We start from the raw sequence: 20471 nt of genomic DNA, 5'->3' as shown, positions 1-20471 counted from the left end.
ATAATGAAATTAAAAAACCTCGTCGTTGGTCTTACTTTGAGTGCTGTTGCAGCCTCTTCAGCTTTCGCAGGCGATAAAATCCGTATCGCTACTGAAGGTGCATACGCGCCTTTCAATATGGTCGATGACAAAGGTCAGCTTCAGGGCTTTGACGTAGATATCGCTAATGCACTTTGTGCTGAAATGAAAGCAGACTGTACGCTAGTGGCACAGGATTGGGACGGTATTATCCCTGGTCTTATGAGCCGTAAGTACGATGCAATCATCGCATCAATGTCGATCACAGAAGAGCGTCTAAAAGTTGTCGACTTCACTAACCCATACTACTCAAACGTTCTCGCTTACGTGGGTCCTAAAGGTCAGTCTATGGGTGACATGAAGGGTAAAACGCTTGGTGCGCAGCGTGCGACTATCGCTGGCCAGTACCTTGAAGACAACATGTCAGGAAGCGCGAGCGTAAAACTGTACGATACTCAAGATAACGCATACTTAGACCTTGCTGCCGGCCGTCTTGATGGCATGCTGTCAGATAAGTTCCCAGCATACGACTGGCTACGAACTGATGACGGCAAAGGCTTTGAGTTCAAAGGCCAGGATATCGACATCGACGATAAGATCGGTATCGCAATTCGTAAAAACGATGCTCTAAAAGAGAAGTTCAACAAAGCACTTCAAGCGATTGTTGATAACGGTACTTACGCGAAAATCAACGCTAAGTACTTCCCATTCTCGATCTACTAATCGGGACAGGCTGTGCCTAAATGGCGCAGCCAATATCTTACTCTATGTTTGATCTTCACGGCTTCGGTCACCTTCTTTGGGAGGGTGCCTGGATAACTATTCAGCTTGCGCTCGCTAGCCTATTTTTTGGCCTTATTATTGGGCTTGCTGGTGCCTCTGCGAAACTATCCTCGATTGCGCCACTTCGCTGGTTAGCAACCGGATACACAACGCTGATTCGTGGAATACCGGAACTGCTTTTAGTGCTCACCATCTACTTTGGTGGCTCGATGCTGTTGATGGCTATCGCAGAGCGTTTTGGTTATACAGATTACATAGAGGTGGGTGCTTTTGCAGCGGGTGTCACGGCGCTCTCTATTGCATTTGGTGCCTACGCTACTGAAGTTTTTCGAGCGGCTATTCAAGCGCTCCCGAAGGGCCAGTGGGAGTCAGCCTATGCTTTGGGCTTGCCTCGCCTGACGACCTTCTATCGAATTATTCTGCCCCAGGTTTGGCGTCTTGCGCTGCCAGGTCTTGGCAACCTTTTCCAAGTACTTCTAAAAGATACCGCACTCGTCTCTGTTGTTGGTTTGAACGACATTATGCGACAGGCCTACGTTGCGACGGGGTCTACAAAAGAGCCGTTCACTTTCTACATGGCAGCCGCACTGATCTATCTTGGTCTCACGGCAATATCTACTTTGATAACTACTTATCTTGAGCGCGCATCAAATCCTGCTGAGAAGAGGGTTGCAGCATGAACTGGTCATGGGATGTGATCTGGGAATATTTTCCACGCCTCTTTGATGGCGTTTGGTTAACACTAGAATTGGTTCTCTATTCAGCCTTAACGGGGCTAGCGATTGCAGTGCCTCTTGCGCTGATGCGTGCCTCTAAAAATCGCTTAGTTTCTGCGCTTCCTTGGGCATACATCTATTTCTTCCGTGGCACGCCGTTATTGGTCCAAATATTTTTGATCTACTATGGCTCAGCTCAGTTTGATCTCATTCGAAATACATCCCTTTGGGAAATTTTCAGTGAACCCTTCTGGTGTGCACTGATAGCGTTAACGCTGAACACTGCAGCGTACAGTGCTGAGCTTGTTCGTGGTGCAATCCAGTCTATTCCAAAGGGGGAGATTGAAGCTGCAGAGGCTTTTGGTATGTCGAAACTGGTTCAGATACGACGTATCGTCCTGCCTCGTGCTTTCGGTATTGTGCTTCCTGCTTACGGGAATGAGTTAATTCTGATGTTGAAGGGTAGTGCGCTCGCCTCAACCATTACTCTGTTGGATCTTACGGGTATGGCGAGAACCATTATTGCTCGTACTTATACCCCGCTGGAGATCTTTTTTGCGGCAGGTATGTTGTATCTTGCTATCGCTGCGCTATTTATTTTGGCGTTCCGGTTTATTGAGCGCTGGCTAAATCGCTATCAATACCCGCGATAACTTTTATCGATTCTGAGCAGATCTTCTAACTGCTCTCACGTATAATTTCACCATACTCATTAGATCTCTGGATTGATCATGCAAGCCACTCCAACAATCACCTCGATTGCTCAGCGTAACGATGCTCCGCACGCACCGTTTTTGCCGCTGTCTAAAGCTGAGATGAAGAAGTTGGGTTGGGACCAGTGTGACATCATTATCGTGACCGGTGATGCCTATGTTGATCATCCATCGTTTGGTATGGCCATCATTGGCCGTCTGCTGGAGTCGCAGGGTTTCAAGGTAGGTATTATTGCTCAGCCAGATTGGCAGAGTGCTGAGGCCTTTAAAGTATTGGGTAAGCCTCGCTTATTCTTTGGTGTTGCGGCGGGTAACATGGATTCTATGATCAACCGTTATACGGCCGATCGTAAAATTCGTTCTGATGATGCCTATACGCCGGGTGGTAAAGCCGGTAGCCGACCTGATCGTGCCAGCATTGTCTACAGCCAGCGCTGTCGAGAAGCTTATAAAGAGGTTCCCATTGTATTGGGAGGTATCGAAGCGTCACTGCGTCGTATTGCTCATTATGACTACTGGCAAGACAAAGTTCGTCGCTCAATACTGCTCGACTCCAGGGCGGATATATTGCTCTACGGTAATGCTGAACGTGCCATTGTTGAAGTGGCTCAGCGAATGTCAGCCGGCGAATCGGTTGGCGACTTGACCGATGTCCGAGGCACCGCTTTTATTCGCACGGATACGCCCGAGGGCTGGATGGAGATAGACTCCACTCGTATCGATAGACCGGGCAAAATTGATCGAATGATCAACCCCTATGTTAACACCCGAGACCTTGAACAGTGTGCGTTGGAAAAGGGTTCTAAAGAGGAGCCTGAGGCTGATGAAGTTCAGGTTCTGCATATTGAACCTAAGGTGCACCTTGATCGCAGTAAAACAGTCATTCGCATTCCCCCATTTGAAAAAGTCTCTAAAGATCCTGTTCTCTACGCTCATGCGAGCAGAGTACTCCACTTAGAGACAAATCCCGGTAATGCTCGCGCGTTAGTCCAACAGCATGGTGATCAAGAGGTGTGGTTGAATCCACCTCCGATTCCATTGACCACTGAAGAGATGGATTTCGTTTTCGGGCTTAACTACGCACGTGTTCCACACCCGATCTATAAAGGGCAAGAGATCCCTGCCTACAAGATGATTCGGTTTTCGGTGAACATCATGCGCGGCTGTTTTGGCGGTTGTACTTTCTGCTCCATTACAGAACACGAAGGGCGCATTATTCAGAATCGCTCTCACGAATCGATTTTAAATGAGATTGAAGAGATCAGAGATAAAGTCCCAGGCTTTACAGGGGTTATCTCAGATTTAGGCGGGCCAACGGCCAATATGTATCGAATTGCCTGTAAGTCACCGGAGATCGAAAAGTCCTGTCGTAAGCTCTCTTGTGTCTACCCGGAGATATGCCACAACTTAAATACTGATCACTCCTCATTGACGGAGCTTTATCGCAAAGCACGCAAAACAAAAGGGGTGAAGAAGGTGATGATTGCGTCAGGTCTTCGCTACGATTTGGCTGTGGAAGACCCTGAATACGTGAAAGAGCTGGTGACCCATCATGTTGGTGGTTATCTAAAGATCGCGCCTGAGCATACTGAACGAGGTCCGCTCGATCATATGATGAAGCCGGGCATTGGTACTTACGATGCGTTTAAGAAGATGTTTGAACGCTTCTCTAAAGAGGCAGGGAAGGATCAGTATCTGATTCCTTACTTCATCGCTGCGCACCCCGGTACCACTGACGAAGATATGATGAATCTCGCTGTCTGGTTAAAGCGCAATGACTTTAAAGCGGATCAGGTGCAGGCGTTTTACCCTTCACCGATGGCGACCGCTACCGCCATGTACCATACCGGTCGTAACCCTCTGAAACGTCAAAGCTACAAAAAGTCTTCAGAGCGGGTTGAGACGGTCAAAGGTGAAAAACAGCGTCGTTTACACAAAGCATTCCTACGCTACCACGACCCTGAAAATTGGCCGCTGTTACGTGAGGCTCTGAAGTCGATGGGACGTGCTGACTTGATAGGCGATGGCCCTAATCATTTGATTCCTTCAAACAATTCAGAGGGTGATCAATATAAGAGTCCGCGCCGTAAGAACGTTAATAAGCAAAGTAAGAGTGTTAAAAAAGGTAGATTATTGACTCAGCATACAGGCTTGCCACCTCGTGGTAAGGCTAAAAAAGGGTCATCTAGCGTTAAAAAGCGGCAAAAAGCGTAACATTGATAAAAAATAGTTGTATTCGGCACTAACTGGATTAAACTTAACTCAGTTGTTTACGTTGTGGCGTTTGAAACGTCCAGAGAAACAAGTTGCACTAGAGCTTAACCCTAGGGTTGGCTGGAACACCGAAAGTAAAACTTCGCATCTGATCTTCTGCTCCTTTTCCACTCTGAACTAAGCACTAATTTTGTTAGTTTTGAGTGTTGTGTCATCGTTTTGTCACTTCATCCTGCTAATAAATAACTGGGTTACAAGATAGGCTTGTAATTTAGTTCGCGGCACAGGTCGCACTCAGGCCAAGTCATTGACTTGGTAGATAACTCCCCTCGGGGATGCACTAAAGTTCCTAAATGGGACAGGATTAAGAGGCAAGAAATGTCAGAGCAGCTAACTGGTACAGTTAAATGGTTTAACGACGAGAAAGGTTTTGGTTTCATTCAGCAGGAGAACGGTCCAGACGTATTCGTTCACTTCCGTGCTATCAACGGTACTGGTCGTCGTACACTAGCTGAAAACCAGCAGGTAACTTTCGAGGTTACTCAGGGCCAGAAAGGTCCTCAAGCTGACAACGTAACTGTTGTAGCATAAGAGTAAGATTCTTAGAAAAAAGCGCCATATGGCGCTTTTTTTGTGCCTGTCAGATTAATTACAGACTTTAACCCGACTATAATCTAACGGTCTTTTTCTGGAGCCTGATATGGATCTCGATCCTCAAGTCGATCAACTGATTGAGTGTTTTAATACTCTCTTTTTGGAATCCCTTAATACCGAACTGGTTCGCGGTGATGGGGAGCCTATCTACTTGCCTGCCGATTCCGATTATCCTCATCATCGAATTATCTTTGCACATGGCTTCTTTGCAAGCGCATTGCACGAGATTGCTCACTGGTGTGTGGCGGGTCCAAAAAGACGACTGCTTGAAGATTTCGGTTACTGGTACAAGCCAGATGGCCGTACAGAAGAAGAGCAAGCCGAGTTTGAGCGAGTGGAGGTATCCCCTCAAGCTTATGAGTGGATTCTAACGGTATCGGCGGGTCGAAAATTTCATTTCAGTGCCGATAACCTCTCTCAAGGGTTAGGAGCTTCAGATAGCTTTAAAGAGGCTGTTCTTAACAGGGTGCATCAACTGCTCGACAATGGAATGAACCCACGCTTGAAAGCGCTCAGCGAAGCTCTGAGAACACTCTATGCTGTGGAGCCTCTGAGTGTCGATCAGTTCCAATTAGAGAGTTATTCGTGCGCCAGTTAAGCATCACTGCAACCGATTGGCTTTTACAGGCCAAAGGCGATGACTGGTCTCTCTTTGCTAGCGTTACTAATCGCTTTAACTATCTAAGATTGACGCTGCCGACAAAAGAGTATCTTTACGCTGAAGGTGAGCAGGAACTGGGTCAATCAGATCGAGGTGTGTGGGTGCTCGGTGTATTTGATCATGTCGAGCAGTTACAGTACTTTCTTGCGTTGCATAACGACAACCCATTAAAAGTGCCGGCGCTGAAAATTGAGCAGAGTTGGCCAGTGGTGGCATACCAAGAGCAATCTCTAATGGATTATCCACACTACTCAGGGGTCTATCGTGTCGGTTTCAAATCCTATCGGGTGACTCAAGAGATAGACGGATATCGGGTGGAGTATATTGACGGTTATAAAGCGGCACTGCTGGGAGTGTTGGAGTCAGAGGTTGATGCCTGTCTAGCACTCTACAGCCACTTCGACAGTCGTACCCGTGGCTGTAAGATGTGCTGATCGATCAATGCTGCATATCGTGCTTCATCTCTTTTTTCATACCAGGCTTTTGAATCATTTTGACGGGCACTTCTAATGCTTGGCTAGTTCCATCACTGAAATTTAATTTCAGATCGATTGTCTGATCGATGGAGAGTGGCTCCTTTAGTCCGATAAACATCACATGTAGGCCGCCTGGTTTCAAATGAGTGGTGCTGTTTGCTGGCAGATCAATGGCAGGAATTTTTCGCATACGCATCACTTCACCATCTTTGATATGAGTATGCAGCTCGACCACTTTAGAGATAGAGGACTCAGCTGAAACCACTTGAAGATCGGCACCACTGTTTTTGATATCCATGAATGCGCCGGTCATTTTCTGGCCCGGTGGAACAGCACGCACACGCGCATCTGAAATCTCGACCTCGGCCTGGGCAAGGGTGCTGGTTAAAAGTGACGCGATTAACAGTTTTTTCATCTTAGTTTCCTACTGCAAGATGGAACGGATTTTCTCAACAAGTTGGTTGGGATTGTTGTGTGAGACGCTTCCTAGAAACTCACCTTGTTGATCGATTAGATAGATTTTAGAAGAGTGGTCGACGGTGTAGCCCATCGCTGAATCAGGCTGCTCGACCATTCGATAGTAAGCCCCGTACAGTTTAATCGCGCTGTCGATCTGCTGACGGCTGCCGGTCATACCAAGAATGAGAGGCGAGAAAAACTGAGAGTAGACCTGTAGCTGTTCCAGTGAATCCCGATCAGGGTCGACGCTGTAAAAAATGGGTTGAATTTGGTTTAGTTGCTCATCATCGAGTTCATTGAAAGCAAACTTCATACTGGTTAAAGAAGTGGGGCATATATCGGGGCAAGAGGTGTAGCCAAAATAGAGCAGCACCAGTTTGCCTCTGAAGTCAGTCAGTGACACATCGCCATCAATACTTTTACCCTGAAACTCACCACCCAGCTGAACCGGTTGGTAACTGTTGTTGGGTTTTAGGTAAACCAGGCTAACAATGACGGCTGCCAAAATCAGCATCACAATAATCAGTAGATTTATGTTGCGTGTCATCATCGTGCATCAAACCTCAATTCAACAATCTCTTGTTTCGAATCCGTTTCAAAAATCACCTTTGCTAGCCAGGTCATCGTCCCTGTGGTGCAGACGGCTAACTGAGTCCGTCCCTGCCAAAGGTGTTCACTCTTTTCCATTTCAAACTGGTTAACGCCCATGTACATATCGGCGCCTTGCAGATCGACCCAAACTCGATTGATCCCAGGTAGATCAGTTTCAGCCGTCAGAGTCATATTGTTCAGAGATCGAGCTGGCATCGGTCCCAGTGTAAAGCGGTACCGAATATCATCGTTAACGACTTCGCATCTGCCGCTGTTGATATCACAATGTGACACCGGTTTCGGTCCCAAAAAGAGTTGAGAAGCCCAAGTTAAAAGTACTATGGAACTGATCAGGAACAGACTGATAACGATTCGCTTAGGTGGATTAGTCACTTAAATTCCTAACTCTATTGTGCGTATGTTTTCATGCTCGAGCCTAACAGTGAACCAACTTTACGTTTATTTACACGGCTTTTTACACCGGATCAGTGGTATCAGTTCAGATCGCACTTTTATCGATAGGCCGTATAATACAGCTCTTCAAAAGGGGTGTTCATGATAAAGCTCAAAAAAGTCATTGTTGCAGATGAGAATATGCCGGCCGTTGAGACATTGTTCTCCTCCTTCGGTGAAGTTCGCCGTGTGGCGGGTCGCTCAATAGAACCCAGTCAGTTGGCTGAAGCTGATACGCTTCTCGTACGTTCTATTACCCAAGTTAATGCACGGTTATTGAGTGAGACTAAACCGTTAGAATTTGTCGGTTCGGCGACCATAGGTATGGATCATATGGATTCTCACTACTTGACTGAGCGCGCAATTCCCTTTTCTAACGCAGCAGGCTGTAACGCCGATTCAGTTGTGGATTATGCGCTAGCAGCTATTTATGAATATGCCGAACAGAGAGCCTTAGATCCACGGAATCTCTCATACGGGGTGGTCGGTGCTGGTAATGTTGGCTCTCGGTTAGTTAGCCGTTTAACTGCGCTGGGGGTTAATGTCCTTGTATCAGATCCCCCTCGTGCTCTTCGGGACCCAACCTTTATAGATACCCCTCTCGCGCAGTTAATGGCCCAGTCGGATGTTGTCTGTTGTCATCTGCCGTTAACCAACAGCGGTGAGCATGCAACCCATCACTTGATTGGCGAGTCGCTTTTGCAGCAGCTGATTCCAGGAGCACTGCTTTTAAATGCAGGACGGGGGCCCACCATCGATGGTGAAGCGCTCTTAAGCTTTGCCAAGCAGAGAACCGACGTCACCTTGGTGATGGATGTGTGGGAAGAGGAGCCGACAGTCGACCGTGAATTGGCCTGTCGTGTGTTGATCGGTACGCCCCATATAGCGGGTTACAGTTTAGAAGGTAAGTTACGCGGAACTTACATGCTTTATGAGCGTTACTGTGAGATTTTAGGTCTTGAGGTTTCTGCGGCTTTCGACGGCCTTTTGACAGATTACCCGACCCCAAAACTTGAATTAACTCAACAGACAACGATTCAACTGGTGATTCAATCTGTCTACTCCATAAAGGAGGATCATCAGCGTTTTATAGACTCTTTGACCCCTGCGGAAAATCAACCTAAAGCCTTTGATCAATTGAGAAAGAGTTACCCGGTGCGTCGAGAGTTTTCATCGCTGAAGCTGACCGGTCAGACGACAGGCGCGATGAAAGTTCAGCTTGCAGCTTTAGGGTTTAAGGTGGATGAGGTGCAGGTATGAAGTTTCGCTTAGGCGTATTGGTCAACCCTTATGCCGGTATTGGTGGCAGTGTTGCATTGAAAGGGAGTGATGGTGAAGCGATCAGAGATGAGGCTTTAAGCCGAGGTGCTCAGCAGCTTGCTCCGGTCAAAATGCGTCACGCCCTTGAGGCCATAAAGAGTGATCAAATTGAGCTGTTTACCTGGGGCGGTGCCATGGGTGAAGAGTCAATTAAAGAGTTAAAGTTAGAGTGCCTTGTCTTAGGTTCACCGCAGCACTGGCCGACCAGTGCAGAGGATACGTTGATCGCTGCTAGAGCAATGGTTGACGAGGGTGTCGATCTCATTCTGTTTGCGGGTGGTGACGGTACGGCACGCAATATTTATGAAGCCATTGGGCAACAGGTGCCTGTCCTTGGCGTTCCGGCGGGTGTGAAGATTCATTCAGGCGTCTATACCCTGACCCCTTCGCTAGCAGGGTCATTAATTACTGATCTTATCGAAGGGCGTCTGGTTCGCATGGAGCAGGCTGAGGTTCGCGATATTGATGAGTCTGAGTTTAGGCAGGGCCGAGTTCGTGCAAAATATTATGGCGAACTGCTTGTGCCTGCAGAGCATCAGTATGTGCAGTCTGTGAAAGAGGGCGGCAAAGAGGTTGAAGAGCTTGTAGTCGCTGATATCGCGGCCGATTTTGTTGAGCAGATGGATCCCGAACTTCTCTATGTGATGGGATCCGGCACAACCGTCGCGGCGATCATGGATGAGTTGGGACTCGAAAATACGCTGTTGGGTACCGATCTTATTAAAGATGGAGAGGTTGTCGCTAGTGATTGTTCAGCACAGCAGTTACTTGAGCTAGTGGGGGATGCGCCTTTCAAGATTGTCATCACACCGATTGGCGGGCAGGGGCATCTTCTTGGTCGCGGTAATCAACAGTTGAGCCCGCAGCTGATTCAAAAGGTAGGTCTACCGGGTCTCTATGTCGTTGCGACACGCTCTAAAATCGTCGGACTTAATGGGCGCCCGCTTATTATTGACAGTGGTGACCCAGAGCTGGATCGAAAACTAACCGGTGTGGTGGCGGTGCACACCGGTTATCGAGACGCAGTTATCTACCGAGTCGGAATTTAACGGCGGTTTTGCAGAGCCTCAATACGAGCTGCTAGAGGAGGGTGGCTCGCAAACATCTCCATAAAGCCCTGCTTCTTGATGCTGCTGATGCCAAAGGCCGTGAGCTGTCCGGATAGCTCTTGCGCTTGACCCGATTCAGCCTGCAGTCTTTGCAAAGCATTAATCATGCCCTGCTTGCTCGCTAGGTCTGCACCCGCTTCATCTGCCCGGAACTCACGGCGACGCGAGAACCAAGCCACAATCATATGAGCAAATACGGCAAAGACCATCTCAGCGATAAAGGTCGCGATGTAAAAGCCTATACCAACACCGCCTGAGTTATCGCCACGGCGCAAGAAGCTATCAACGGCGTAACCGACGATACGAGCTAAGAACATCACAAAGGTATTGATAATCCCTTGAATCAACGACAGAGTCACCATGTCGCCATTCGCAACGTGACCTACCTCGTGTGCTAGCACCGCTTTCACTTCATCGGCTTTGAATCGCGAAAGCAGACCGCTACTGACCGCAACCAGTGCGTTGTTCTTATTCCAGCCAGTCGCAAAGGCATTCGCTGCATTGGATGGGAATACCCCCACTTCTGGCATGCCAATACCGGCTTTTTGAGCCAGTTCTGCCACCGTTTCAACCAGCCATTTCTCCTCGGCATTGCGAGGTTGCTCAATAATTTGAGTGCCCGTTGTTCTCTTCGCCATCCACTTAGAGATAAACAGAGAGATAAATGAGCCGGCAAAACCAAACACTGCACAAAAGGCTAGTAGAGCGCCAAGGTCTAGGCCGTTCGATGTTAGGTATGGACCAACGCCAAGGATGTTAAGCGTCAAGCTGGCCACCAGAATGATGGCAAGGTTGGTCGCTAAGAAAAGGATTATTCTGAGCATTTAGGTTGCTTCCTCAAACAATTTATCTATTAACACAAATTGTGGCGAAGCAACCTAAATTCAACCTTAAAGGTGAACTCTTAAAGGTTAACGACGCGAGCTTCGATAGCGTTACGCAACTCTTGGTAAGAGTCGATGTTCTCTGGTGCGAAATAGAGTTTGTAGTAGACCTTTTCACGCACGCGGTTGATCCCTTCACGACTATCACCGGTCATCGATGCGTAGGTGTGAGCCATTTGCAAGTGAATGACCAGAGTGCCTGCCGGTTGAGTAAATGAGTGTCCCGCTAGGTCAACGCGCTGGCGCGGTTCATGTTGTGAGTAGAAAGAGATCTCACCAATGTGCGCCATGTTGATTAGAAAGTTTGATGTGATGTCCACAACCAGCTTCTTATCCATGCCGTTGTGGTTCATCTTAATACCGCGATCTTTTTTGATCTTTAAAAACATAACTACTCCTGTTAGTTAGTCGCACTATAGTCGCTAATTGTGACAGTGATACGACATGGCTCCATTCCGTAGAGCTCGGGTTACTGTTTGTAGGTTTTCAGGAAGGTGCCAATTCTAGAGATGGCATCTTCCAAGAGTCTTGGTTCCGGTAAAAATACAATCCTAAAGTGCTGAGTATCCGGAAGGTTGAAACCGCTACCATGCACAATTAGCACCTTTTGCTGCTGAAGTAGATCCAGTGCGAATTTCTCATCGTTGCTGATGGGATGGATCTCGGGATCTAACTTCACAAAACAGTACATTGCCCCTTTGGGTTTAACGCAGCTGACACCGGGGATCTCATTTAGCATCTTGTAGGCGATATCTCGCTGATCGCATAGGCGACCACCAGGAACAATCAGTTCATTGATCGATTGGTATCCGCCAAGTGCAGTTTGAATGGCATTCTGCGCCGGTACGTTTGCACACAGACGCATGTTCGCCAGCATCTCTAAGCCTTCGATGTAGTCGGTTGCCGTGTGCTTAGGACCACTTATAAACATCCAACCTGAACGGAAGCCCGCCGCACGGTAAGTCTTGGATAATCCGTTAAACGTACAGACCAACACATCATCTGTCAGTGATGCGATCGAGGTGTGTTTCGCTTCGTCGTAAAGAATTTTATCGTAGATCTCGTCAGCAAAGATGATCAGATTGTGTTCACGCGCTAATTCGATAATCTCTTTAAGGACCGATTCTGGGTACAGCGCACCAGTTGGGTTGTTGGGGTTGATCACTACTATCCCACGGGTGTGCTCAGAAATTTTGCTGCGAATATCCTCTATATTTGGGAACCACTCGCGCTCCTCGTCACACTGATAGTGAACCGGTGTACCCCCTGCTAGGCTGACGGCTGCGGTCCATAGCGGATAGTCTGGTGCAGGGATTAACATCTCGTCGTTATCGTTGAGAAGCCCCTGCATTGCCATCACGATCAGCTCTGAGACACCGTTCCCAATGTAGATATCTTCAATGGTGACATCTTTGATGCCTTTGCGTTGTGACTCCTGCATGACCGCTTTACGAGCTGCAAACAGCCCTTTTGAATCACAATAACCCTGCGCGCTTGGCAAGTTGTAGATTACGTCTTGAACAATCTCGTCAGGGGCATCGAAGCCCCATGGGGCCGGGTTACCGATATTCAGTTTTAAAATTTTGTGGCCATCCTCTTCCAAGCGTTTTGCTTCTTGAAGGACAGGTCCACGAATGTCGTAACATACATTGTTGAGTTTGTTGGACTTTCTAATCTGAGACATCGGTAGAGCTCTTCTCACGGGGAGATTAATTTAAAGGGGATCGATTTGAGTAGAATACGTCGTACTACCAACGTGTTGATAAGCAAACCGTGTTAGTTGTAACTATACGACTTTGCTCGGTTTGGGTATAGAGTTTACCGAGCTCTTAGAGAGGTTTTTCACAATGCAATATGATGATTTAAAAGACGATGAGTACTGGCGAGATAAATTGTCACCTGAAGAGTTCTACATATGTCGCCAGAAAGGGACAGAGCGCGCTTTCACTGGGGCCTATTTTGATGAGAAGCGATCAGGTCTTTATCGCTGTAAATGCTGTGATGCTGAACTCTTTGATAGCTCTCTGAAATATGATTCTGGATGTGGTTGGCCTAGCTTCTTTGATGAGTTGGGTGAGGGTAGGGTGGATCAGCATCCCGACCATTCACATGGTATGGTGCGTACAGAAATCACCTGCAGTCAGTGTGGATCTCATTTGGGGCATATATTCCCCGATGGTCCACAGCCAACCGGTGTTCGCTACTGTGTTAACTCTGCATCTCTTAACTTTGAACCGGATCACTGATGAAACCTTTTTCACACCTTCTGCAACAGGCTAAGCATTTTTACCCCGATTGGAGCGATGCCGAGCTGCTGGGTCCACGGGCGGCTAATCGGACAGAACTTATGGCAACACCGGACGATCGTATATTGTCGGCGATGACCTGGCGTATCTTCTGTGCAGGGCTCAAGCGCTCGTTAGTGGACGGTAAGTGGCCCGCTTTTGAGAAAGCATTCTTTGGTTTCGATCCTGAAAAGGTCTCGTTGATGAGTGATGATCACCTTGATGCCTTAATGAAGAACAGGGATCTCATTCGCCACTTTGGAAAAATTAAAGCAACTCGTATCAACGCTTTGATGATTCATGAGGTCAGTCAAAAACAGGGTAGCTTTGGTCAGTTTTTGGCTGATTGGCCGGTCGAGGACACCGTCGTTGGCTTATGGGCCTATCTGAAAAAAGAGGGATCACAGTTGGGTGGTAACTCAGGAGCCTATGCACTTCGAATTGTCGGTCGCGACAGTCCAGTCCTGACAGATGATGTAGTGGTCGCGTTAAAGGCGCAGGGCGTTGTTGATAAGCGTCCCTCGGCTAAACGTGATCTACTTCTGGTTCAAGAAGCATTTAACCAGTGGCGTAGCGAATCTGGCGTTGATCTGTGCCAAATCAGTCGTCTTTTGGCTAGGTCGATTGGTTAATCGATCTCCTAATCAGTTGGGTCACTGGTGATGGATACAATTCACCTGGCTGAGAAAGCTCTCTAGATCTTCAGCAATGACACTGAACTTTTTCTGTCCTGGCTTCTCTAGAAGCACACGACCTGTCTCGCTCTCCACCGAAAGAATCTGATCGCCATCCGGTTCAGTAGTAGCAAAGAAGAAGCTGATGTTTTGTCGCAAGCGTCTTTTGTTCAGAGCATGGCCAATGAGGTTCTCTCTTAAGCGCTCCAGATCCTCAGGGTTCCAGACAAAGATGAGACTTAATTCGCCCTCGGTATGGGTTGCTAAGATGGGTTGTGACCAATAACTGGTGTAGTAATCAATGATCGATTGGGGAATCTCTATCTCTAGAGCTTCTGAAAGTCGCTCAAACATGTCCAGAGTCGAGTTATTGATAGGGCTGGGTAACCACTCAGACTCTTGGTCAACCTCATAGCCTGGCAGCAGTGCAGGGCTCAACCAATCCTCTTCAACCAGAAGTGTTGGATTACCCTGTTGTTTGCATTCGGTTTTGAATTCGTCGAAGAGGCGAGTCAATTGAGCGGTAACGGCGGACATGTCATTTCTCTCTAATTTATCCAGCGCGTAGGTTAACAAATAATCAACCTTCAGTTTGGTTAAAAAAAATCGCTATTTTTTAGAAAAATATCGGATAAAGGTTTGACTCTGATCGAAAAGCCATTAAAATTCGCACCCTGTTCTTGAGCAGCAATGCTCAGTTACTGCTGGAGCGGTAGTTCAGTTGGTTAGAATACCTGCCTGTCACGCAGGGGGTCGCGGGTTCGAGTCCCGTCCGTTCCGCCATTTAAGAACTTACAGGTTAGAATATCTGCCTGTCAGATCTTAAGAACTCAAGGGTCGCTAAGTTCCGTGAGTTTAGTTTTTTATGAGATTGCAGTCCTCTAATTCTGCACTTCTTGTAGGAGCGATCTTGCAAAGGTCGCGATTTTCGCATCGTCTTCGACAATGCTCCTACAGATACGGCGCAAGCCACCGTTATGGGCGAATAGCTCAGTTGGGAGAGCATCTGCCTTACAAGCAGAGGGTCGGGGGTTCGAACCCCTCTTCGCCCACCATAACGGAGCGGTAGTTCAGTTGGTTAGAATACCTGCCTGTCACGCAGGGGGTCGCGGGTTCGAGTCCCGTCCGTTCCGCCATCTTTCATGAATTGGTTTGAAAGATTACGTCGCAAGACAAACCACCGTTATGGGCGAATAGCTCAGTTGGGAGAGCATCTGCCTTACAAGCAGAGGGTCGGGGGTTCGAACCCCTCTTCGCCCACCATAACGGAGCGGTAGTTCAGTTGGTTAGAATACCTGCCTGTCACGCAGGGGGTCGCGGGTTCGAGTCCCGTCCGTTCCGCCATTTACGAGTTCGCAGTTCTCTGATTCTGCAGCTTTTGTTGGAGCGATCTTGAAAAGGTCGCGATTCATCGCATCGTCGATGACAATGCTCCAACGAACTAGCACACGCCTACGATATGGGCGAATAGCTCAGTTGGGAGAGCATCTGCCTTACAAGCAGAGGGTCGGGGGTTCGAACCCCTCTTCGCCCACCATATCGAGTTCTGATTCATGCAGACACCTTCAATCTCTATCGAAACTATAAATCTACCTAACGGCTTTAGTTTTGATTTATTGCGTCTAGATCAAGCTGACCCTCTGATTTCGGGTAATAAGTGGTTCAAGCTGCTCCCTAATCTCACAAATCTCAACCTGGGTGACCTAGTGGCCAGCTTTGGAGGTCCTCACTCCAACCATATTCATGCACTGGCCTACGCGGCACAGAATCTAGAGCTTAAGTCGGTTGGTATTATTCGCGGCGAACCTCAATCCACGCCAACACTTGAGGATGCTAAAGCCTGCGGCATGCAGTTAGTATTCATCGATCGTGACACTTACCGTGAAAAGCCTACTCAGTGGTTAGCAGATCATTATCAGTTAATCGACCCCTGCTGGATACCGGAAGGCGGAAGTAATCTTAGCGCCGTCAAAGGCTGTGCCTCTATCTGGCATCAAGCCTGTTTGCAGGATCGTGAATACGATCAGGTCTATGTGGCGGTGGGATCAGGGGGAACTTTGGCGGGTTTAGTCGCTGGAGCGCCTGATGGAGTCGAGCTGATTGGGTTGTCTGCTCTAGGAAGCCTTGCCGACCTAAATGAACGTGTCATTGAACTGCTAACACAAGCAGGTCATCGTCAAGCGGAGCAATTAGTGCAGTGGTCTATTGAGGTGGCTCTGCAGCAACGCTATGGCAAGGTGACCGCTGAGCTAGCGGCCACGCAGGTTCGAGCTCAGTTTCTAGGTCTACAGCTAGACCCAATCTATACCTTGCGAGTATTCCACTATCTGAATCGTCAGTATCTCAAGCATCGTTTAACAGGCAAGCGTCTACTGATGGTTCATACCGGAGGTTTGCAAGGTCTTAGGGCTCAACAGCAACGTATCCACCGTCTGGCAAATGAGTTTGTCGGCCCACTCCCTTTTTAACGGCTTTTAACACCTAGGTCGGCTAACGTTCTCCCTCTACAAGCTTTATACTGCAGTCTACTTATTCATTGATATCCGCAGGGAAACGCACAGGGTATGTATCAATTTCGCAATATTGGTCTGATAGGCCGCTTAGGAAGCAAAAAAGTCATCGATACCATGAAGCAGCTCATTCGCTTTCTTGAGCAGCGTCATCTGAACATTGTCATTGACGATAAGATTTCAGAGCTAATGCCTGGCCATGGTCTGCAGGTCTCGCCGCAAAAGCTGATGGGCGAAGTGGCTGATCTGGTGATCGTAGTGGGTGGTGACGGAAGTCTGCTTGGGGCTGCGCGCTCATTGGCGTCGTCAAACGTACCTGTGTTGGGTGTTAACCGCGGTAATCTTGGCTTCCTGACGGATATTAAACCTGAAGAGATCGAAGAGATGGTCGATCAGGTATTAGAAGGTCACTACGTAGTTGATAAGCGTTTCTTGCTGGATGTCACCGTGAAGCGCAATGGCGAACCCATTGCCGAGACAACGGCCCTTAACGACTGTGTGTTGCACCCAGGTAAAGCGACTCGCATGATCGAGTTTGAACTCTGGATTGAAGGTCAGTATGTCTACACGCAGCGTTCAGATGGTTTGATCGTCGCAACACCAACAGGCTCTACCGCCTACTCACTGTCAGCCGGTGGTCCTCTGATGCACCCTAAACTGGACGCATTGGTCTTAGTTCCAATGTTCCCGCATACACTATCAAGCCGCCCAATTGTGGTAGACGGTAACTCTGAGCTGAAACTGGTGATCAGTGAAAATAATGAAACATACCCGTCCGTAGCCTGTGATGGCCAAAGTAACATCGCTTTGGCGCCTGGTGATACCGTGACGATCAGTAAGAAGCCACAAAAGCTGCGCCTGCTCCACCCAGAAAACTACGATTTTTACAGCACCTGCCGGACCAAGCTCGGTTGGAGCTCAAAGCTCTGGGATAAGTAGTTTTGCAGAGACAGGGTATAGATTTAATTGGCGATATCCACGGCTGCGGCGAGAGTTTAAAGCTTCTGCTCAACCGCATGGGATACAGGGAAATTGATGGTGCATACCGTCACCCTAACCGCCGCGTTATTTTCCTCGGTGATGTAATCGATCGTGGTCCACGCATTGTTGAGACCTATGAGATCGTTCGGGCCATGGTGGAAAAGTCGGGCGCCGAAATTGTCATGGGTAACCACGAATACAACTACTATTGTTATAAAACGCCTAAGGGTGATGGTAGTGGTGACTTTCTTCGTGAGCACACGCCCAGACACCAACGCATTGTTCAAGAGACTTTAGATCAATTTGCTCATCGTCAATCGGATGAACAAGAGCTGTTGGATTGGATTGAGTCGATTCCACTGTTCATCGAGCATGATGATCTGCGAGTGGTGCATGCCTGTTGGCACTCAACCTTGATCAACCGTTTAAAAGAGCGAGTAGGTTCTGCTCCAGTCGTGGATAAGCAATTTCTTTTGAACTCTGTCAAACCGCACAGTTTTGAGTTCTTGGTCATGGATCGATTGACCCGTGGCACCCATTTGCGACTGCCCAACAATGAAGTGATGATCAGCAAAGATGGATTTAGACGCCACTTCTTCAGAACTCGTTTCTGGGCGCAAGAGCCTAAACGAATGGGGGATGTGGTGTTTCAACCTGATCCTTTGCCGGAGCATATAGCTCGTACCGAGCTAACACCCGCTGATTACGTGGATCTGCAGTTCTATTCGCGCGATGAGCGGCCACTGTTTATCGGCCACTACTGGTGTGAAGGTGAACCTAAACCGGTTGCCGATAACATCGCCTGCCTAGATTACAGTGCGGTTAAATACGGTAAGTTGGTGGCCTACCGATTCGATGGTGAAAAGACGCTCGATAGCAGCAAGTTCATCTGGGTCGATGTCGATGCGGAGTTCCCGCGCTAGTGGTTCCTGTGGTTAAAACCGATCTAACGGTCGATCTAACAGAGTTCACCCAATTTTTATGGGCTAACGCCATTCCTCATCGGGTGGTGGAAGAGGGTGACAGCCAAACACTCTTTGTTGCGGCCCACATTAACCGCGAAAAAGTCCTCGAACTCTTTCAATATTGGCGAGAGGGTGGGGATCTCGCTAGCATCAATGTGCAAGTTCACAACCCTAAAAGCCGATCCCCCTTTAAAATTTCAGAGCTAAAACAACTGCCTGCGACGGCTTTACTGATTTTCCTATCGGCCATCATCACGCTGCTCATCGATTTCGGTGGCAATGCCAGCTGGATGGTGAGATTCAGTTTTGCCGACTTTACACTCAGCTCCAGCCAGATTGAGTATCACACACTGAGTACTATGCTCTCATCGGGAGAGTTGTGGCGGATTTGGACTCCGATGTTTATGCACTTCTCTCTGCTACATATCTTGTTTAACCTGCTTTGGGTCTGGATGATCGGTGGTTCGATAGAGCGCCTTCAGGGGACGACCCACTTCTTGCTGCTGGTGCTTTTCTCGGCAGCTCTCTCTAATCTGGCTCAGTTTTGGGTGACGGGCCCGCTCTTTGGTGGCCTCTCTGGTGTCGTCTTTGCTGTATTGGGTTACACCTGGTTATGGGATCAATTGAGCAGTAGGCCATTGTTTAGGCTCCCTAAAGCGCTGTTTGGGTTCATGATTTTTTGGTTGGCTCTGGGATATACCGGAGCGCTGGAATTCATAGGTTTAGGGGCTATTGCTAATACCGCTCATTTGGCCGGTCTGCTGTCGGGTTTGGCCTTCGCACTGATTAGCCGAGTTTGGCTGCCCAAATCCTCTTAAAAGCCAGTATCAAAAGCCCTCTCAAACGATCCTCTCTATGGTATTCTGAACGCTTGAAATTTGAATGAATGGGTAGCGGTTTGAATTACGAAAAAATGATCGAAACCATGACGCCTGATGTCTATCAGGCGCTCAAAGTGGCCGTTGAAATTGGTAAATGGCCCAATGGTGAAAAACTATCTCCTGAACAGCGTGAGACCAGTATGCGTGCGGTCATTGCCTATGAGGTGGCGCGTGATATTCCAGAGGATCAGCGTGTAGGTTTCATCGATCGTACTCGTCCTGATGGAAAACAGCATGGTTCGGATCCAATGCAGCCTGACGTGTTGAGAATCCTAACCGATGACTAATGACGCTTTATCGCTGCGAGCAGAGGGTATATTGGAGAAGATGCGAGTGCATCTCGACTCTCCTGTCCGTTATGAGCTATCCCTGAACGGCGAGGCTGGTCCGTTAGTGAATGATTTTATTGGCCAACCCATTCGCCTTGAATACATCGGACAAATCAACTGCCTCTCCTGTGGTCGTAAATCCAATAAAAGTTTCAATCAAGGTTTCTGTTACCCCTGTTTCAAAAAACTTCCGGGCTGTGATACCTGTATCGTTAAGCCTGAAACCTGTCACTTTGCCGAAGGAACCTGTCGTGATGAAAGCTGGGGTTTGAAGAACTGTTTTGCCCCACACATCGTCTATCTAGCCAACTCTTCGGGGCTCAAGGTGGGAATTACTCGCAAAACCCAGATCCCGACTCGCTGGATTGATCAGGGTGCTGTGCAAGCACTTCCGATTATGGAGGTCGATAACCGCCTGCAGTCAGGTCTTGTTGAAACGATATTTGCTAAACAGGTGGCCGATAAAACCAATTGGCGTGCCATGTTGAAAGGCGATGTTCTGCCTCTTGATCTGAAACAGGAGCGCGATCGTCTGTTTGAACTCTGTGATGAGCCCTTGCAACAGCTCATCAGTGCTCAATCTGGCGATGCGATCCGTAAGCTTGATGCAGAGGTCGTTAAAATTAACTTCCCAGTGCTTAACCACCCTGCCAAGGTAACCAGTTTTAACTTTGATAAAACGCCCGTTGTAGAGGGCATCCTAGAAGGGGTTAAAGGCCAGTACCTCATGTTAGATACGGGCGTGATCAACCTGCGCAAGTTTGGCGCGTACAACATTAAATTTTTCGCGTGATT

At 48.1% G+C, this 20471-nt stretch carries 24 protein-coding genes and 6 tRNA genes; 23 read left to right on the top strand and 7 right to left on the bottom strand.

Going from position 1 to position 20471, the window contains the following annotated elements:
* Nucleotides 1-3: 3 nt before the first annotated feature.
* The 7 genes from XMA152_RS08100 to XMA152_RS08070 all read left to right on the top strand — a co-directional run bounded on the left by XMA152_RS08100 (nucleotide 4) and on the right by XMA152_RS08070 (nucleotide 6193).
* The gene (locus XMA152_RS08100; protein WP_169450310.1) at nucleotides 4-741 is read left to right on the top strand and encodes an ABC transporter substrate-binding protein; all 738 of its coding nucleotides are present in this window, start codon (nucleotides 4-6) and stop codon (nucleotides 739-741) included.
* A 20-nt stretch (nucleotides 742-761) separates the two neighbouring features.
* On the top strand, nucleotides 762-1481 hold the full coding sequence (locus tag XMA152_RS08095; protein WP_254447044.1) for an ABC transporter permease: 720 nt from the start codon (nucleotides 762-764) through the stop codon (nucleotides 1479-1481).
* On the top strand, nucleotides 1478-2170 hold the full coding sequence (locus XMA152_RS08090) for an ABC transporter permease (protein ID WP_173480553.1): 693 nt from the start codon (nucleotides 1478-1480) through the stop codon (nucleotides 2168-2170). The genes XMA152_RS08095 and XMA152_RS08090 overlap by 4 nt, the downstream gene beginning before the upstream one ends.
* Nucleotides 2171-2248: 78 nt before the next feature.
* On the top strand, nucleotides 2249-4444 hold the full coding sequence (locus XMA152_RS08085) for a YgiQ family radical SAM protein (RefSeq protein ID WP_173480554.1): 2196 nt from the start codon (nucleotides 2249-2251) through the stop codon (nucleotides 4442-4444).
* Between the two features lie 378 nt (nucleotides 4445-4822).
* Nucleotides 4823-5035: a cold-shock protein gene (locus tag XMA152_RS08080; RefSeq protein ID WP_173480555.1), complete on the top strand. Its 213-nt coding sequence runs from the start codon at nucleotides 4823-4825 to the stop codon at nucleotides 5033-5035.
* 109 nt (nucleotides 5036-5144) lie between these two features.
* Nucleotides 5145-5696 (top strand): elongation factor P hydroxylase, encoded by a 552-nt coding sequence (locus tag XMA152_RS08075; protein WP_173480556.1) that lies wholly within the window; start codon nucleotides 5145-5147, stop codon nucleotides 5694-5696.
* Nucleotides 5684-6193, top strand: coding sequence for a hypothetical protein (locus tag XMA152_RS08070; protein ID WP_173480557.1), 510 nt, complete (start codon nucleotides 5684-5686; stop codon nucleotides 6191-6193). The genes XMA152_RS08075 and XMA152_RS08070 overlap by 13 nt, the downstream gene beginning before the upstream one ends.
* A gap of 4 nt (nucleotides 6194-6197) precedes the next feature.
* Here XMA152_RS08070 and XMA152_RS08065 read toward each other — a convergent pair whose 3' ends face one another.
* From XMA152_RS08065 to XMA152_RS08055, 3 genes are read right to left on the bottom strand one after another with little or no spacing between them, the layout of a single operon-like run.
* Nucleotides 6198-6650: a copper chaperone PCu(A)C gene (locus tag XMA152_RS08065; protein ID WP_173480558.1), complete on the bottom strand. Its 453-nt coding sequence runs from the start codon at nucleotides 6648-6650 to the stop codon at nucleotides 6198-6200.
* 9 nt (nucleotides 6651-6659) lie between these two features.
* Nucleotides 6660-7244, bottom strand: coding sequence for an SCO family protein (locus XMA152_RS08060; protein WP_173483298.1), 585 nt, complete (start codon nucleotides 7242-7244; stop codon nucleotides 6660-6662).
* Nucleotides 7241-7678, bottom strand: coding sequence for a hypothetical protein (locus XMA152_RS08055; protein WP_173480560.1), 438 nt, complete (start codon nucleotides 7676-7678; stop codon nucleotides 7241-7243). The genes XMA152_RS08060 and XMA152_RS08055 overlap by 4 nt, the downstream gene beginning before the upstream one ends.
* A gap of 162 nt (nucleotides 7679-7840) precedes the next feature.
* Between XMA152_RS08055 and XMA152_RS08050 the strand changes: the two genes are divergently transcribed.
* Both XMA152_RS08050 and XMA152_RS08045 read left to right on the top strand, forming a co-directional pair.
* Nucleotides 7841-8998 carry a 4-phosphoerythronate dehydrogenase gene (locus XMA152_RS08050; RefSeq protein WP_173483297.1) on the top strand — a complete coding sequence of 386 codons (1158 nt, stop codon included), beginning with the start codon at nucleotides 7841-7843 and terminating at the stop codon, nucleotides 8996-8998.
* Nucleotides 8995-10107, top strand: coding sequence for an ATP-NAD kinase family protein (locus XMA152_RS08045; RefSeq protein WP_173480562.1), 1113 nt, complete (start codon nucleotides 8995-8997; stop codon nucleotides 10105-10107). The genes XMA152_RS08050 and XMA152_RS08045 overlap by 4 nt, the downstream gene beginning before the upstream one ends.
* On the opposite strand, the gene htpX is transcribed toward XMA152_RS08045, so the two are convergent.
* The 3 genes from htpX to XMA152_RS08030 all read right to left on the bottom strand — a co-directional run bounded on the left by htpX (nucleotide 10104) and on the right by XMA152_RS08030 (nucleotide 12735).
* On the bottom strand, nucleotides 10104-10991 hold the full coding sequence (htpX, locus tag XMA152_RS08040) for a protease HtpX (RefSeq protein ID WP_173480563.1): 888 nt from the start codon (nucleotides 10989-10991) through the stop codon (nucleotides 10104-10106). The genes XMA152_RS08045 and htpX overlap by 4 nt on opposite strands.
* An 80-nt stretch (nucleotides 10992-11071) precedes the next feature.
* The gene (locus tag XMA152_RS08035; protein ID WP_173480564.1) at nucleotides 11072-11440 is read right to left on the bottom strand and encodes a hypothetical protein; all 369 of its coding nucleotides are present in this window, start codon (nucleotides 11438-11440) and stop codon (nucleotides 11072-11074) included.
* A gap of 80 nt (nucleotides 11441-11520) precedes the next feature.
* Nucleotides 11521-12735, bottom strand: coding sequence for a pyridoxal phosphate-dependent aminotransferase (locus XMA152_RS08030; RefSeq protein ID WP_173480565.1), 1215 nt, complete (start codon nucleotides 12733-12735; stop codon nucleotides 11521-11523).
* A 163-nt stretch (nucleotides 12736-12898) separates the two neighbouring features.
* Here XMA152_RS08030 and msrB point away from each other — a divergent pair, with 163 nt between their 5' ends.
* Together msrB and XMA152_RS08020 are read left to right on the top strand one after the other, a co-directional pair.
* On the top strand, nucleotides 12899-13297 hold the full coding sequence (gene msrB / locus XMA152_RS08025; protein ID WP_173480566.1) for a peptide-methionine (R)-S-oxide reductase MsrB: 399 nt from the start codon (nucleotides 12899-12901) through the stop codon (nucleotides 13295-13297).
* Entirely contained in the window at nucleotides 13297-13968 is a 672-nt protein-coding gene (locus XMA152_RS08020; RefSeq protein WP_173483296.1) for a DNA-3-methyladenine glycosylase I, read from the top strand. The genes msrB and XMA152_RS08020 overlap by 1 nt, the downstream gene beginning before the upstream one ends.
* Before the next feature lie 21 nt (nucleotides 13969-13989).
* Here XMA152_RS08020 and XMA152_RS08015 read toward each other — a convergent pair whose 3' ends face one another.
* On the bottom strand, nucleotides 13990-14586 hold the full coding sequence (locus tag XMA152_RS08015) for a SecY-interacting protein Syd (protein WP_173483295.1): 597 nt from the start codon (nucleotides 14584-14586) through the stop codon (nucleotides 13990-13992).
* 130 nt (nucleotides 14587-14716) lie between these two features.
* Between XMA152_RS08015 and XMA152_RS08010 the strand changes: the two genes are divergently transcribed.
* The 12 genes from XMA152_RS08010 (at nucleotide 14717) to XMA152_RS07955 (ending at nucleotide 20469) form a co-directional block, all read left to right on the top strand.
* Nucleotides 14717-14793: transfer RNA gene (locus XMA152_RS08010), tRNA-Asp, on the top strand.
* A gap of 196 nt (nucleotides 14794-14989) precedes the next feature.
* Nucleotides 14990-15065, top strand: a tRNA-Val gene (locus XMA152_RS08005).
* 4 nt (nucleotides 15066-15069) lie between these two features.
* A tRNA-Asp gene (locus XMA152_RS08000) sits at nucleotides 15070-15146 on the top strand.
* 51 nt (nucleotides 15147-15197) lie between these two features.
* Nucleotides 15198-15273: transfer RNA gene (locus XMA152_RS07995), tRNA-Val, on the top strand.
* 4 nt (nucleotides 15274-15277) lie between these two features.
* A tRNA-Asp gene (locus tag XMA152_RS07990) sits at nucleotides 15278-15354 on the top strand.
* A gap of 117 nt (nucleotides 15355-15471) precedes the next feature.
* Nucleotides 15472-15547 (top strand) — tRNA-Val (locus tag XMA152_RS07985).
* 16 nt (nucleotides 15548-15563) lie between these two features.
* A complete protein-coding gene (locus tag XMA152_RS07980; protein WP_173483294.1) occupies nucleotides 15564-16478 on the top strand; it encodes a 1-aminocyclopropane-1-carboxylate deaminase/D-cysteine desulfhydrase in 915 nt (304 codons plus the stop codon).
* 96 nt (nucleotides 16479-16574) lie between these two features.
* On the top strand, nucleotides 16575-17459 hold the full coding sequence (locus XMA152_RS07975; protein WP_173480570.1) for an NAD(+) kinase: 885 nt from the start codon (nucleotides 16575-16577) through the stop codon (nucleotides 17457-17459).
* A gap of 2 nt (nucleotides 17460-17461) precedes the next feature.
* Nucleotides 17462-18424, top strand: coding sequence for a metallophosphoesterase (locus tag XMA152_RS07970; RefSeq protein WP_173483293.1), 963 nt, complete (start codon nucleotides 17462-17464; stop codon nucleotides 18422-18424).
* Nucleotides 18424-19284 (top strand): rhomboid family intramembrane serine protease, encoded by an 861-nt coding sequence (locus tag XMA152_RS07965; protein ID WP_173480572.1) that lies wholly within the window; start codon nucleotides 18424-18426, stop codon nucleotides 19282-19284. The genes XMA152_RS07970 and XMA152_RS07965 overlap by 1 nt, the downstream gene beginning before the upstream one ends.
* A gap of 80 nt (nucleotides 19285-19364) precedes the next feature.
* A complete protein-coding gene (locus tag XMA152_RS07960; protein ID WP_173480573.1) occupies nucleotides 19365-19634 on the top strand; it encodes a YeaC family protein in 270 nt (89 codons plus the stop codon).
* On the top strand, nucleotides 19627-20469 hold the full coding sequence (locus tag XMA152_RS07955; protein WP_173483292.1) for a DUF2797 domain-containing protein: 843 nt from the start codon (nucleotides 19627-19629) through the stop codon (nucleotides 20467-20469). The genes XMA152_RS07960 and XMA152_RS07955 overlap by 8 nt, the downstream gene beginning before the upstream one ends.
* Nucleotides 20470-20471: the final 2 nt, after the last annotated feature.

The sequence above is a fragment of the Marinobacterium sp. xm-a-152 genome (genome assembly GCF_013282965.1).
In the GTDB taxonomy this organism is placed as follows: domain Bacteria; phylum Pseudomonadota; class Gammaproteobacteria; order Pseudomonadales; family Balneatricaceae; genus Marinobacterium_E.
This window is presented reverse-complemented; position numbering and strand designations above follow the sequence as displayed.

Coding starts and splice junctions, on each gene's coding strand:
- XMA152_RS08090 (WP_173480553.1), top strand. CDS start 1,478: ATGAACTGGTCATGGGATGTGATCTGGGAATATTTTCCACGCCTCTTT.
- XMA152_RS08060 (WP_173483298.1), bottom strand. CDS start 7,244: ATGATGACACGCAACATAAATCTACTGATTATTGTGATGCTGATTTTG.
- msrB (WP_173480566.1), top strand. CDS start 12,899: ATGCAATATGATGATTTAAAAGACGATGAGTACTGGCGAGATAAATTG.
- XMA152_RS08020 (WP_173483296.1), top strand. CDS start 13,297: ATGAAACCTTTTTCACACCTTCTGCAACAGGCTAAGCATTTTTACCCC.
- XMA152_RS08080 (WP_173480555.1), top strand. CDS start 4,823: ATGTCAGAGCAGCTAACTGGTACAGTTAAATGGTTTAACGACGAGAAA.
- XMA152_RS08095 (WP_254447044.1), top strand. CDS start 762: ATGGCGCAGCCAATATCTTACTCTATGTTTGATCTTCACGGCTTCGGT.
- htpX (WP_173480563.1), bottom strand. CDS start 10,991: ATGCTCAGAATAATCCTTTTCTTAGCGACCAACCTTGCCATCATTCTG.
- XMA152_RS07975 (WP_173480570.1), top strand. CDS start 16,575: ATGTATCAATTTCGCAATATTGGTCTGATAGGCCGCTTAGGAAGCAAA.
- XMA152_RS08030 (WP_173480565.1), bottom strand. CDS start 12,735: ATGTCTCAGATTAGAAAGTCCAACAAACTCAACAATGTATGTTACGAC.
- XMA152_RS08075 (WP_173480556.1), top strand. CDS start 5,145: ATGGATCTCGATCCTCAAGTCGATCAACTGATTGAGTGTTTTAATACT.
- XMA152_RS07980 (WP_173483294.1), top strand. CDS start 15,564: ATGCAGACACCTTCAATCTCTATCGAAACTATAAATCTACCTAACGGC.
- XMA152_RS08035 (WP_173480564.1), bottom strand. CDS start 11,440: ATGTTTTTAAAGATCAAAAAAGATCGCGGTATTAAGATGAACCACAAC.
- XMA152_RS07955 (WP_173483292.1), top strand. CDS start 19,627: ATGACTAATGACGCTTTATCGCTGCGAGCAGAGGGTATATTGGAGAAG.
- XMA152_RS08050 (WP_173483297.1), top strand. CDS start 7,841: ATGATAAAGCTCAAAAAAGTCATTGTTGCAGATGAGAATATGCCGGCC.
- XMA152_RS08045 (WP_173480562.1), top strand. CDS start 8,995: ATGAAGTTTCGCTTAGGCGTATTGGTCAACCCTTATGCCGGTATTGGT.
- XMA152_RS08100 (WP_169450310.1), top strand. CDS start 4: ATGAAATTAAAAAACCTCGTCGTTGGTCTTACTTTGAGTGCTGTTGCA.
- XMA152_RS08065 (WP_173480558.1), bottom strand. CDS start 6,650: ATGAAAAAACTGTTAATCGCGTCACTTTTAACCAGCACCCTTGCCCAG.
- XMA152_RS08085 (WP_173480554.1), top strand. CDS start 2,249: ATGCAAGCCACTCCAACAATCACCTCGATTGCTCAGCGTAACGATGCT.